The sequence below is a fragment of the Arthrobacter crystallopoietes BAB-32 genome, assembly GCF_000328305.2.
GTDB lineage: Bacteria > Actinomycetota > Actinomycetes > Actinomycetales > Micrococcaceae > Crystallibacter > Crystallibacter crystallopoietes_A.
Genome location: NZ_ANPE02000139.1, coordinates 1 through 11,890 on the forward strand (window position 1 = coordinate 1; position 11,890 = coordinate 11,890).

Consider the following 11,890-nt stretch of genomic DNA (forward strand, 5'->3'; position numbering starts at 1 on the left):
TCCGACGCGGCAACATAATCCAGCACCGCGGCGGCATCCAGCCGGGCCAGGTCCACCCGGGCCAGGATGACCATCAGGTCCGTCGGCTCAATCTCCCGCCACGCCTCATGCCACTCCACCGGCCCATGCTCCACCAGCTCCGGCACCCGCGGCTGCGCCGCGGCCCGCGCCGCCTCCCTGGCCTTCTCCCGCTTCGCCCGCTGCGCCGGCGACAACGCCCAATCCGGCAACTCATCCACCACACGCCGCCGGGACGGACCCTTCCTCCCATCAACCGGCCCGGCGCCCTCCTCAACAGGCTCTCCTGTATCGACGGACTCGGCGGCGGCGTCAGGCTCGACCGGCCCTGCGGGCCCAGAACGGGTGGCAGGGTCCGTGGCAGCGCCGGGTGCCGGCGCCGCGTCCTCGGCGGCATCAGCGGCAGGAATGTCAGGGTTGGCGGCAGGCACAGGATCCGGCCATCCAGCGGGTGCGGCATCGCCCGCAGGAACAGGTTCAGGCGATCCAGCGGCTGCGGCATCGCCTGCAGGCTCCTCCTCAGGGGCCGGGGCCGGATCAGCATCGAGGGGTTCAATCCCGGCGTTCGTGTCGGCGGAACCGCCATCCGGCTCGTCGTCGCCGGGGTCGCCAATCGGAACGGTGATACCGCCGCCAGTGGATCCGGCCGCACACGTCCCGCCGAGCCGGACACGCAACGACTCGCCACACCCCGGGGCCGGCGTGGCGGCTGCACCGATGCCTGGCTCCGGAGCGGACAGATGGATGGTGCCGACCCGTGGGTCTTCTATGACGCGAACCGTCTGGCCGGCGCCTGCGGCCAGGTCCGGGTACGCCCGCCCCAGGAACTGCTCCAGCAAAGCCCGATGCAACTGGTACTCAAAAACAGAGGAAGCACGGCTCAAGGCAACCGAGGACGGGGCACCAATGTGCCGCTCCTGTCGCCGCTGGCTCCTGAATTCCTCCATACCCACACGCTACAAGCCGCCACCGACACTATTCGAAGGAACATTCGATATGTGGATGGAGCAGTCTTTTGGCAGCGGGTGGTGGAAAGGGCGGGTGGAAAGGGCGGTAGTAAAGCAGCACCTGTTACTGTTTGGCCATGTCGCCGCTCAACGGAAATCCAGGATTATCCGGGCCGGACTTGCCGCCCATTCCGCCCGAGACCAAGGACTGGACTGTCGTCATCGAGGACGGCTGCGGGCAATGCGGGTTCGACCCCGGCTTTGACGTGACAACGACGGGGGAGCGGCTTCGTGCCTCGATTCCGCGTTGGGAACGAGTGCTGGCGCGGACGGATGTGGCGGTGCGGCCAAGAGCTGTGGTGTGGTCGCCGCTGGAATATGCGTGCCATGTACGCGACGTCTGCCGTATTTTCCGCGGGCGGCTGGAGATGATGCTGCGCGAGGACGATCCGGTGTTCCCGAATTGGGACCAGGACGAGGCTGCCGTCGAGGACGCCTACAATGCGCAGGACCCGGAGACCGTGGGGCGGCAGTTTGCGGACGAGGCGCAGGCGACGGCTGCCGCCTTTGACGCAGTCAAGAGCGGGGAATGGGACAGGACTGGCCGCCGCGGCGACGGCAAGGATTTCACTATCAGCTCCTTCGCCAGGTACTTCCTGCACGACATCGAGCACCACCTGAAGGACGCCGAGCCCGCAAGACGGTGAGTTCCGGTACCGTCCGGCTGGCTTCGTTTATTCGATAGGTTCGTAGCGGTTCGTATCTTTGACGTCGTGGCAGTGGCCGAGTACTTCGATGGCCCGCGCGATGTCCTGGTCCTTGAGCGCCTGCAGGATGCTGCGGTGGTCGTGGATCACCTTGGCTTGATGCTGCGGGCCTTGCCGGTATGTGGTGTTGATTCGCTGCTGGATGGGGTGGTTCCAGATTGAAGTGATGACCCCGTTCAGATAGTCGTTGCCGGAGGGCGCGACAAGGGCAAGGTGAAAGGCGCGGCCTAGCCGGAATAGCTCGTCGGTGTCCTGAGGGTCCACGGTTTCGGTTTCGTCGATGAGGCCCTTGAGCCGGACCAGCTGCTTCGGGGTGTAGGAGCCGACGGCGCGCTGGACGGCCAAGGATTCGAGTGCATAACGGACTTCGAAGACGTTCTCGATCTCGCGTTCGTCCAGCTGGTTGACGATGTACCCCTTGCCTGGGACGAGCGTGGTGAGGCCTTCGAGCGTCAGTTGCGTGAGAGCGTCGCGGACAGGCGTGCGCGAAACGCCGTACTGCGCCGCGATATGTTCCTGGGCCAACGCTGAGCCGGGCGTGATAGTGCCGCTGATTATGTCCGCACTGATCTGTTCGTAGACGCGAACGGCCAGAGGCCTGACATCGTTCGGTATTGCTGCCATGGATCCTCCTCGAATGTGCTCCATCTTGGCACGAAGCCTCCCAGTATGCAGACAGCCAGACCGCAGGGAAGCGAGCTTCCACCCGGCGCTACGGGATTCGGCAAAACGTTCATCTTGAGTGGTTGACGTCACAATCCACATCTGAATACAGTGTATACAGCTCAAAGAGGAGACATGGAAATGTATGTGTTGAACACTTGGTACGTCGCCGCGTGGTCCACGGAAGTGACCCGCAAGCCGATTCGGCGGGTCATCTGCGAGCAGCCCATCGTGCTGTTCCGCACCCAGGACAATGAAGCCATCGCACTGGCCGACCGATGCGCCCACCGGGCGTTCCCGCTGTCGGAGGGCCGCACGATCGGCGATTCTGTCGAATGCGGGTATCACGGCTTTACCTATGGACCGGACGGGATGTGCACTAAGGTTCCTGCACAGTCGACCATCCCGGAGCGGGCGAGGGTCCGGAAATATCCGGTGGTCGAGCAGGACGGCTGGATCTGGGTCTGGACCGGTGATCCCGAACTGGCGAATCCGGCCGACGTGCCCGATACCCACTGGATGGTTGATCCGGAATGGGCCACGGTGACGCATTCCTACCACTTCAAGTGCCGTGCCGACCTGATCCACGACAACCTGCTGGACCTGACGCATGAGTCCTTCCTGCACAAGACGACCGTGGGCGACGACTACATCTACGAGCACGGCATCACGGTCGAGGTGGACGGAAACGTTGTCAGCGTCGACCGGCTGATGCCGTCGGTTGAGGCGCCGCCGCTCTACGCAGAGACCATGGATGCGCGGGGCCTTTTCGACCGCTTCCACTGCACCGAGTTCTTCGTACCGAACCTGCACGTGCTGCATTCGGGGATTACCGGCGAGGGCAAGCCCCGCGAGGAGGGCTACCTCATCAAGGTCCTCAACGGCATTACGCCGATCGATGAGCACAACTCCTGGTACTACTACGCATTCAGCCGGAACTTCGCCGTCGACAATGAGAAGGCTACCGAGGACCTGAAGGTTGGCCTGGCCACAGTGCTGGACGAGGATGCGGCCGCCCTTGAGGCCCAGGAAATCGGCATGCAGACCCGCCCAGAGGGCGAGTTCGACGTGCTGATTGCCCAGGATGGCGGCGTGGCCAAGGCCCGGCGCATCCTCAACGCCCTGCTCAAGAAGGAACAGCAGGCCCGCGAGTCCACAGCACCGGCCGTCCGCCGGGAGCCGGTTGCTCCCAGAACGGCGTAGATGCGGCATGTGGATGCTGATTAGGGCCAACGCCCTCGGCGGAGAGACTGCGGCCGGCTCCGGCGCGAAGATCCTGGCGGCGTGCCCGGATTCGGCTGAACGGGGAGACCCCTGGCGCTGGACGGTCGAGCTGGATGAGTCCGGAACGGAACCGACCGTGGCGCTGGATATCGATGCCAGCTACATAGCTTCCGAAAGCCGCCGGTTTGCGGACGGCTACACCGGAACCCTCCAGCGCGGTGCCGGCGAGCAGCTGGTGGTCACCGGCCTGGTCGGGGAAGCCCTCGTGGCCGCCGAAGACGGTCCCTGGGAGCGCTGGTTGCGGCCGGGCGACGTGTTCATCGTCGAAGGCGAGGATCCGGAAGACATCCGCCTGTCGCTCGCCGCGGGAGAAGCTGTCGTCCAGGTTATTACCCTGGCGCCCAGGAAGGCGAAGGTGCTGCGATGGGTTCCCTGACAACCGACAGCGGCGTCGGGACCGGGCAGCGGGCCGGCGGCGTGGTCCTGCACGGCGTGGAACTCGGACGGCCCGGGAAACAGCTGGGTTTCGCGGCGTTGGTCCATTCCGACAACGTCTATGACAATTCGCTGATCCCCGTGCCGGTGGCGGTGGTTTCCTCGGGGCAGGGGCCGACGGCCTTGCTGGTGGCCGGCACGCACGGCGACGAATACGAGGGACAGGTCGTGCTCCACGAACTGATCCGCTCCCTGGAGCCGGAGCACATTGAGGGCACGGTGATTATCGTGCCGGCCGCCAACGCTCCTGCGGTGCGTGCCGGGACGCGGGTTTCACCGATCGACGGCGGAAACCTCAACCGCAGTTACCCGGGGGAGGTCCGCGGTGGGCCGACCAACCAGGTTGCGGACTTCATCGCGGGAACACTGCTGCCCGAGGCCGACGTCGTGGTCGACCTGCATTCGGGCGGCTCCAACTCAACCTACGTCCCCTGCACGTTCCTCTACCGCGGTCCCGACGACCTGGCCTGGGAGCGCAAGACAGCTGCCGCGCGGGCGATGGGGCTCCCGTACGCGATGGTGGTCCGTCCGCGGCTGGAACCCGGATCGCTGAGCACTGCCGGCGACGACGCTGGCACGCTCGCCCTCGCCACCGAACTGGGCGGCGGCGGCACGGTTGACCCGGACGTTCTTGGCTCGGCACGCCGTGGCGTCCGGTCGCTGCTGGAGCATGTGGGAATCATGTCCCCGCAGCCAGCGCCGGAACCTGCCGAGCCGGTCTGGCTGGAACTCGTGCCGGAGTCCCCGGTGGTGGCAGGATCAGCGGGCGTGTTCGAACCGCTGGTCGCCCTTGGCCAGCGTGTCCGGGCCGGCCAGCCGGTGGTGCGCATCCATGCCGTCGATGAGCTCGACCGCGCGCCGCACGAATTCACCGCCCGCATGGACGGCGTCGTTGCCATTCTGCGCAGGCCTGCCCTGGTCACGCTCGGCAGTTATTTGCTCCATGTTGCACCTGAAATCGAAGCACCGAGGCCCTGATCGTCTCCTGGTCAGCGCCGGATATCCCATCCGGACCCCGTGGTCCGGCCATGAAAGGAAGATCCATGCGCCATTTCCGTCACCGTGCCGCCCGTCCCCCTGTCCTGGCAGGTTCCGTCCTGCTGGCTCTGTCCCTGGCGGCCTGCACCAACGCTTCGCAGGCAACGCCTGATGCTTCCGCCCCGGCCGCTGCCGCCCCCGGCACGGAAGGTGCGGGCACCGTCGTCGTCAATGAGAAGGCCCAGGAACTGCTGCCGGAGGAGATCAAGGCCGCAGGAGTCCTCCGGGTTGCCTCGGATCCGACCTACGCCCCGTTCGAGTACTACGACACGGACAACAAGACGATGATCGGCTACGACGTGGACTTTTCCGACGCCGTGGGAGCGGCTTTGGGCCTGAAGATCGAGCATGTGCCGGCGACCTTCGACACCATCCTGCCGGGCCTGGCCTCCGGCAAGTACGACATGGCCATGTCCACCTTCTCCATTACGCCCGAGCGCGAGAAGATCGTCGACTTCGTGGACTACCTCAAGGGTGGCTCGGGCGTTGCCGTTGTACCCGGTAACCCGCAGAACATCACGATGGATCCGCTGAGCATGTGCGGCAAGAAGATCGCCGGCCAGAAGGGTTCCATCCAGTCGATGGAGTACCTGCCCGAGTTCTCCAAGCAGTGCACGGAGGCCGGCCAGGAGCCGATCTCCATCCAGAACTTCCCGGGGCAGAGCGACGCGAACCTGGCACTGACGTCGGGCCGTGTCGACGCCGTGGTCGCGGACAGCGTGTCCCTGGCCTACCAAGGCAAGGAGGCGGGCGGGAAGTTCGAGCTGGCCGAGGGCGAGGACTATGAGCCCGTTCCCACCGGAATCGCGCTGGGCAAGGACGCCGGCCTGCAGGAGGCCGTCACCGAGGCCACCCGCGGAATCCTCGACAGCCCGTACTACGCCGAGATGGCCGACAAATGGGGCCTGCCGGATTCGGTCCTGATCACGTCCGACGTCCTGGACCAGAAGTAGCGGAGAGGCGGCCATCCCATGACTGCCGTGTCAACCCGGAACGGGCCTGAGGCGAAGGCGGCGGACAGCTATACCGTCGTCAAGGCCAAGCACCCGGGCCGTTGGCTGTCCGCCGCGGCCATCATCGTGGTGGCCGCCCTGCTGCTGCACTCCGTCTTCACGAATCCCAACTTCGGCTGGGACGTCGTCGGACTCTACCTGCGCGACGTCTCGATCGGCCGCGGCATTCTCGTCACGCTCGGGCTGACGGCCATCAGCATGGCCATCGGCATTGTGCTCGGCGTGATCTTCGCGGTCATGCGGCTCTCGGCCAATCCGGTGGTGCGGACCGCGGCGTTCGCCTACGTGAACTTCTTCCGCGGCACCCCGGTGCTGGTGCAGCTGCTGTTCTGGTTCAACCTGGCGGCGCTGTACCCGGTGATCACCTTGGGCATCCCGGGCCTGCACCTGGACGCCAACCAGCTGATCACGCCGATGACCGCGGCGATCCTGGGCCTGGGGCTGAACCAGGGTGCGTATATGTCGGAGATCGTCCGCGCGGGCATCCTCTCGGTGGATCACGGACAGACCGAGGCGGCCGAAGCCCTGGGCATCACCCGGATGCAGACGATGCGGAGGATCGTGCTGCCGCAGGCCATGCGGGTGATTATTCCGCCCACGGGCAACGAAACGATCGGCATGCTGAAGACCACCGCGCTGGTCAGTGTCATCTCGGTGCCGGAGCTGCTGTATTCGGCGCAGATCATCTACGCGCGGTCGTTCGAGACGATTCCGCTGCTGATCGTGGCCAGCCTCTGGTACCTGCTGATCACCTCGATCCTCACCATTGGCCAGTACTACCTGGAGCGGCGGTTCGCCCGCGGCAACCAACGCAACCTGCCACCCACTCCCTGGCAGAAGCTGCGGCGGTTCATCGCCACGCACGATGCCCTTGCGCTGAAAGGAGGAACCCGATGACCGCTCCCGTCCTGGCTGAGCCGATGGTCAACGCCGACTCGATCTGCAAGAACTACGGGTCCAACGAAGTCCTCAAGGGGATCGACCTGAAGGTGTATCCCGGCGAAGTGGTGTGCCTGATCGGTCCCTCCGGCTCCGGCAAGAGCACCTTCCTGCGCTGCATCAACCACCTGGAAACGGTGGACGGCGGCCGGATGTGGGTGAACGGGAAGATCGTCGGCTACGACCTCAAAGGCAGCAAGCTCTACGAGCAGAGCCACAACGACGTCTGCCGCAGCCGGACCGAGGTCGGCATGGTGTTCCAGCAGTTCAATCTGTTCCCGCATATGACGGTGCTGGAGAACCTGATCGAAGCGCCGCGGCTGGTCCGCAAGGAAAAGAAGGCCACTGCCGTGGCGCGGGCCAAGTCGCTTTTGGAGAAGGTGGGCCTGAGCGACAAGGCCGATGCATACCCCCGCCAGCTCTCCGGCGGGCAGCAGCAGCGCGTGGCCATCGCCCGCGCGCTGTGCATGGAGCCCCGGCTCATGCTCTTCGACGAGCCCACTTCCGCCCTCGATCCGGAACTGGTCGGCGAGGTCCTGAAAGTCATGAAGGACCTGGCCAACTCGGGCATGACCATGGTGGTGGTCACCCATGAGATGAACTTTGCCCGCGACGTAGCAGACCGGGTTGTCTTCATGGCGGACGGCTACGTCGTGGAACAGGGCCCGGCCAGGGACGTGATCACCAACCCGCAGAACGACCGCACCAAGGCCTTCCTGGCGTCCGTGCTGTCCGAAACGGCCGCATCCTGAACGGGATCCATCATGAACAACGAATTTTTCGACGTCGAAGTCCGCTCTGTCCGCCGCGAGTCCAGCAGCGTGGTGTCGCTGCGGCTGGAGCACCCGCTGGGCCAGGAGCTGCCCGACTGGGAGGCGGGAGCACATGTCGACGTGCTCCTGCCCAACGGGCTCCTGCGCCAGTACTCGCTCTGCTCCGAGACCAGGGACCGGTCGTCGTGGCGGCTGGGCGTGCTGCGCGAACCCGAAGGCCGCGGCGGCTCGGCGTACGTCCACGATGAGCTCAAACCCGGCACCAAGGTCCAGGTCCGCGGGCCCCGGAACAACTTCGCGCTGGAACCGGCCGGCCGCTACGTCTTCATCGCCGGCGGCATCGGCATCACGCCCGTTCTGCCCATGGTCCGGGAGGCCAGCCGGCTGGGAGCGCCCTGGCGGCTGGTCTACCTCGGCCGCAGCCGGGAGTCGATGGCCTTCCTCGGCGAGGTCCGGGCCCTCGGCGGCGACGTGCACATCCACGCCGACGATGAAAGCGGCCTCTTCCCGCTGGCGGACCTGCTGGGCGGCCTGGAGCCCGGAACCTGCGTCTACGCGTGCGGCCCCGGGCCGCTGCTGAACGTGCTGCAGTCCCTGGCCGGCGGCTGGGCGGACCCTTCCCGCCTGCACCTCGAGCGCTTCACCGCCATCGGCACGGCGCCGGAACCGGCGGACGGCACGGACACCGGCTTCGTGGTGGAGCTGACGGACGGCACCGAGGTGCCGGTGGGCCCGGACGAGTCCATCCTGCAGGCGCTGGAAGCAGCCGGCATCAACCAGCCCAACTCCTGCCGCGAGGGCATCTGCGGTACCTGCGAGACCGGCGTGCTGGGCGGCGACGGGATCGACCACCGCGACTCGCTGCTCTCCGACGATGAACGCGAGGCCGGGGACACGATGATGATCTGCGTGTCCCGCTGCAAGGGCAAGCGCTTGCTGCTGGACCTTTAAGGCAGCCTGCTTGGCCGTTGACCCAACAACGACGACGGCGGCGCGGCTTCGGGCCCAGGGGTACTGTTCGCCTGGGGTGCGGTAGCGTCGTCGCTGGAACTGCGTGTCGTGGGAAGGGTTGGCGGTCGTGACGGTGGGCTTGGTGCTGGACCTTTTCGGCACGTTCTTCTTTGCGATGTCCGGCTCCCTGCTGGCAGCGCGCCGCGGACTGGATATTGTGGCCTCGCTGTTCCTGGGTTCGATGGCCGGGCTGGGCGGCGGGGTAATCCGCGACCTTGTACTGGGCGTTGTGCCCAGCGCGTTCGACCGGCCGGTGTACTTTGTCCCGGCGGTCGTTGCGGCGCTGGTGGTGTTCTTCCTGCTCAGCAGTGTGGAACGCTTCGAGCGTCCGTTGCTGGTGTTCGACGCCGGTGGGCTGGCTTTGTTCTGCGTTACGGGCACGGTGAAGGCCTTGGAAGCGGGCATGAACCCGGTGGCCGCGGTGCTGCTGGGCGTCACGACAGCCGTGGGCGGCGGTTTGACGCGCGATGTAGTGGCCAACCGGGTGCCGCAGTTGTTCAACCGGAAGGACATCTATGCCGTACCGGCCATGCTGGGGGCGGCTCTGACCGCCGTCCTCTGGGAAACAGGGGTCTACGTGACCGGGGCGGCCATCGGGGTGGCGGCTGTGGTTTTCGGCCTCCGGGTGCTGTCCCTGCACTTCGGCTGGCATATTCCGTCGGCAGCCGGCTCCTGGCAACGCAGGCCGGTGGACGAAGGGGAAGGCGGGGCGTGATGCAGGAGCTGACACTGCTGGAGAAACAGATTGTGGCGGCGCTGCAGACCGATCCCCGGGCTTCATGGCGGAAGATCGCGGCGGTGCTGCGGGAACCGGAACGGACGGTGGCGCGCCGGGGGAGCGAGCTGCTGGAATCCGGACTGGTGGCGGTGCGGGGAATCCGGTTGCGGCCGACGCCGGTGCTGGTGGAAATCCGCTGTGCGCCGGGAACATCGCGGGTGGCGGTGCAGGCGCTGGCCCAGCGGAGGGACACGTCCTTTGTCTACACCGTGACCGGCAGCAGCGACTGCGTGGCGGAGATCCTGACCGACCGGCACCGGCTGCACGTGGCGCTGGCCGACGAACTGCCCGGCATCGCCGGGCTGCAGCGGATCAACACCTACCCGATCCTGCGGTACTTCAAGACCCTGCGGGCGTGGCAGCCGGGACTGCTGACCCCTGAGCAGCACAGGGCCCTGCAGCCGGTGCCGCTGGCCGACCCTGCGGTGTTCGGAAGTTATCCGGAGATGACCGCCGTCGATGAGCAGATCGCGGACGCGCTGTGCGAAGACGGGCGAATGCCGTTCGAGGCGTTGGCACGGCGGTCCGGCGTTTCGGAAGCGACAGCCAGGCGGCGTACTGAATGGCTGCTCGAGACCAACGTCGTGCACCTGCGGGCGCTCGTGGAACCGGCGCTGATGGGCCTGCCGGTGGAGGCCCTGCTGTGGATCAAGACGAGTCCTGCCCGGCTGGAGAGCCTCGGGCAGCGGCTGTCCAAGAGGCCCGAGGTCCGCTACGTGGCGGCCCTCACCGGGGAGTACCAGATCGTCGCCGACGTCACCGTGGCGACCAACGAGGCATTGTATGAATTCACGACCAGCAGCGACTGGACGGAAGACGTCGTGCAGCTGAGCACATCGCTGCTCCTCGACGCCCGAAAGCGAGGAGGCCGGGTCAGGCCGTCCTGAGGTGTGACCCTCACGACGCTATTCGCCATCGAGGACAGCCTGTTGAGTGCTGTCTGGCGGAATGCGGCAAAATCGTGGCTGATTCCGTCGATGCTTGCCCGATGAAGGCCGAAACCGGCAATGTTGTGCCATTCGATCAACTGCATCTGAGATGCACGTCACAGCCGGAGGAACCATGCCGCACACCGTTTCGAGAGCAGTCTCCGCAGCGGGAGAGTCCACGGATGTCCTGGCGGTCGCGAATATGCCGGTGCTGTGGATCTGCGCGGCCGGCGTCTTTGCCGTCATCATCATCCAGTCCATGATCTACATGAAGGCTGCCCGCAAGGCCGCCCCCGCGGCCGGGATCACGCCGTCGGAATTGAAGCTCTCCTTCCGTTCCGGTGCGGTCGCCGCGATCGGCCCCTCGCTCGCCGTCGTGATTGTGGCCATTGCGCTGCTGGCGGTCTTCGGGACGCCCGCGGTGCTGGTGCGGATCGGGCTCATCGGGTCGGCGGCATACGAAACCGGTGCCGCGAGCATCGCCGCCGGAACCGCGGGGGCCGAACTCGGCGGGCCGACCTACACGCAGAACGCCTTCGCGATCGCGTTCTTCGCGATGAGCATGGGCGGCGCGATGTGGATGCTGGCCACGCTGATCCTGACGCCGCTGATGAAGCGGGGCGGCAGCAAGCTGGCCAAGGTCAATCCGGCGGCGATGTCGATCGTTCCCGGAGCCGCGCTGCTCGGCGCCTTCATCTCGCTGGGCGTTGCCGAGGTGCCCAAGTCCATGGTCCATGTTGTCGCCCTGGTAACCTCCGCGGCAGTAATGGGGCTCTGCGCCGTGCTGGGGCGCGGCCCGAAGCGGGGCTGGCTGCGCGAATGGAGCCTCGGCTTCGCCATCGTGACGGCGCTGGTAGTCGCTTTCCTCGTCCACACTGCCGGCGCTCCCGCCGCCTGATCCGCCGCATCCACCGGAACCGACCGAGAAGGAACGCACCATGACTGCACCAACCGTTACCTCTGTGCCGGCGGCCGAGCAGGGACTCGCCGAGTTCGACCGCACCACCTCCCGCTGGGGCCAGCTGACCATGCTCGCCGGCCTGGCCATCTCGCTTGCCGGACCGCTCTACCTGGTCTTCTTCGGCGGCCTCGATGTCAGCGCCACGCAGCTGTGGACCGCCTTCGCCGCCGTCGCCGCGGTGTTCATGATGATCTGGATTGTCGAGCCGGTGACCTACTTCCCGATCCTCGGCCCGGCGGCGATGTACCAGGCGTTCATGATCGGCAACATCTCCAGCAAGCTGCTGCCCTCGGCCCTGGTGGCGCAGAACCGGATCGGCGCCAAGCCGGGCACC

12 protein-coding genes and 2 pseudogenes are annotated in these 11,890 nt (G+C 66.3%); 12 read left to right on the plus strand and 2 right to left on the minus strand.

Translation table 11 applies throughout. The annotated features are described in order from the left end of the window. Positions 1–965, minus strand: a pseudogene (locus tag D477_RS22680) (hypothetical protein); the annotation flags it as partial. 179 nt (positions 966–1,144) lie between these two features. Between D477_RS22680 and D477_RS11395 the strand changes: the two are divergent. Beyond that, entirely contained in the window at positions 1,145–1,672 is a 528-nt protein-coding gene (locus tag D477_RS11395) for a DinB family protein (protein ID WP_043846673.1), read from the plus strand. A 27-nt stretch (positions 1,673–1,699) separates the two neighbouring features. Here the strand turns inward: D477_RS11395 and D477_RS11400 are convergent, their stop codons facing one another. Next, positions 1,700–2,356, minus strand: coding sequence for a GntR family transcriptional regulator (locus tag D477_RS11400; RefSeq protein WP_005269265.1), 657 nt, complete (start codon positions 2,354–2,356; stop codon positions 1,700–1,702). A 174-nt stretch (positions 2,357–2,530) separates the two neighbouring features. Between D477_RS11400 and D477_RS11405 the strand changes: the two genes are divergently transcribed. The 11 genes and pseudogenes from D477_RS11405 to D477_RS11455 all read left to right on the plus strand — a co-directional run. Then, positions 2,531–3,598: an aromatic ring-hydroxylating dioxygenase subunit alpha gene (locus D477_RS11405; protein WP_005269267.1), complete on the plus strand. Its 1,068-nt coding sequence runs from the start codon at positions 2,531–2,533 to the stop codon at positions 3,596–3,598. A 7-nt stretch (positions 3,599–3,605) separates the two neighbouring features. Continuing rightward, complete coding sequence (locus tag D477_RS11410) at positions 3,606–4,055, plus strand: hypothetical protein (protein ID WP_005269269.1); 450 nt, start codon at positions 3,606–3,608, stop codon at positions 4,053–4,055. Then, the gene (locus D477_RS11415) at positions 4,043–5,092 is read left to right on the plus strand and encodes a succinylglutamate desuccinylase/aspartoacylase family protein (RefSeq protein WP_005269271.1); all 1,050 of its coding nucleotides are present in this window, start codon (positions 4,043–4,045) and stop codon (positions 5,090–5,092) included. The genes D477_RS11410 and D477_RS11415 overlap by 13 nt, the downstream gene beginning before the upstream one ends. Before the next feature lie 65 nt (positions 5,093–5,157). Next, positions 5,158–6,105, plus strand: coding sequence for an ABC transporter substrate-binding protein (locus D477_RS11420; RefSeq protein WP_005269272.1), 948 nt, complete (start codon positions 5,158–5,160; stop codon positions 6,103–6,105). A gap of 18 nt (positions 6,106–6,123) precedes the next feature. Then, entirely contained in the window at positions 6,124–7,062 is a 939-nt protein-coding gene (locus D477_RS11425; RefSeq protein WP_005269273.1) for an amino acid ABC transporter permease, read from the plus strand. Further along, complete coding sequence (locus tag D477_RS11430) at positions 7,059–7,856, plus strand: amino acid ABC transporter ATP-binding protein (RefSeq protein ID WP_005269274.1); 798 nt, start codon at positions 7,059–7,061, stop codon at positions 7,854–7,856. The genes D477_RS11425 and D477_RS11430 overlap by 4 nt, the downstream gene beginning before the upstream one ends. Positions 7,857–7,868: 12 nt before the next feature. Continuing rightward, positions 7,869–8,828 carry a PDR/VanB family oxidoreductase gene (locus D477_RS11435; protein WP_005269275.1) on the plus strand — a complete coding sequence of 320 codons (960 nt, stop codon included), beginning with the start codon at positions 7,869–7,871 and terminating at the stop codon, positions 8,826–8,828. 118 nt (positions 8,829–8,946) lie between these two features. Next, positions 8,947–9,603, plus strand: a complete 657-nt coding sequence (locus D477_RS11440) for a trimeric intracellular cation channel family protein (RefSeq protein WP_005269276.1) — start codon at positions 8,947–8,949, stop codon at positions 9,601–9,603. After that, positions 9,603–10,553: an Lrp/AsnC family transcriptional regulator gene (locus tag D477_RS23555; protein WP_005269277.1), complete on the plus strand. Its 951-nt coding sequence runs from the start codon at positions 9,603–9,605 to the stop codon at positions 10,551–10,553. The genes D477_RS11440 and D477_RS23555 overlap by 1 nt, the downstream gene beginning before the upstream one ends. 175 nt (positions 10,554–10,728) lie before the next feature. Next, positions 10,729–11,493 carry a DUF5058 family protein gene (locus tag D477_RS11450; RefSeq protein WP_005269278.1) on the plus strand — a complete coding sequence of 255 codons (765 nt, stop codon included), beginning with the start codon at positions 10,729–10,731 and terminating at the stop codon, positions 11,491–11,493. A 40-nt stretch (positions 11,494–11,533) separates the two neighbouring features. Continuing rightward, positions 11,534–11,890 (plus strand): annotated as a pseudogene (locus D477_RS11455) (hypothetical protein); the annotation flags it as partial.

Excerpts from the sequence above, each read along its gene's own strand:
- D477_RS11400 (WP_005269265.1), bottom strand. The coding sequence starts at position 2,356 with ATGGCAGCAATACCGAACGATGTCAGGCCTCTGGCCGTTCGCGTCTAC.
- D477_RS11405 (WP_005269267.1), top strand. The coding sequence starts at position 2,531 with ATGGAAATGTATGTGTTGAACACTTGGTACGTCGCCGCGTGGTCCACG.
- D477_RS11410 (WP_005269269.1), top strand. The coding sequence starts at position 3,606 with ATGTGGATGCTGATTAGGGCCAACGCCCTCGGCGGAGAGACTGCGGCC.
- D477_RS11415 (WP_005269271.1), top strand. The coding sequence starts at position 4,043 with ATGGGTTCCCTGACAACCGACAGCGGCGTCGGGACCGGGCAGCGGGCC.
- D477_RS11420 (WP_005269272.1), top strand. The coding sequence starts at position 5,158 with ATGCGCCATTTCCGTCACCGTGCCGCCCGTCCCCCTGTCCTGGCAGGT.
- D477_RS11425 (WP_005269273.1), top strand. The coding sequence starts at position 6,124 with ATGACTGCCGTGTCAACCCGGAACGGGCCTGAGGCGAAGGCGGCGGAC.
- D477_RS11430 (WP_005269274.1), top strand. The coding sequence starts at position 7,059 with ATGACCGCTCCCGTCCTGGCTGAGCCGATGGTCAACGCCGACTCGATC.
- D477_RS11435 (WP_005269275.1), top strand. The coding sequence starts at position 7,869 with ATGAACAACGAATTTTTCGACGTCGAAGTCCGCTCTGTCCGCCGCGAG.
- D477_RS23555 (WP_005269277.1), top strand. The coding sequence starts at position 9,603 with ATGCAGGAGCTGACACTGCTGGAGAAACAGATTGTGGCGGCGCTGCAG.
- D477_RS11450 (WP_005269278.1), top strand. The coding sequence starts at position 10,729 with ATGCCGCACACCGTTTCGAGAGCAGTCTCCGCAGCGGGAGAGTCCACG.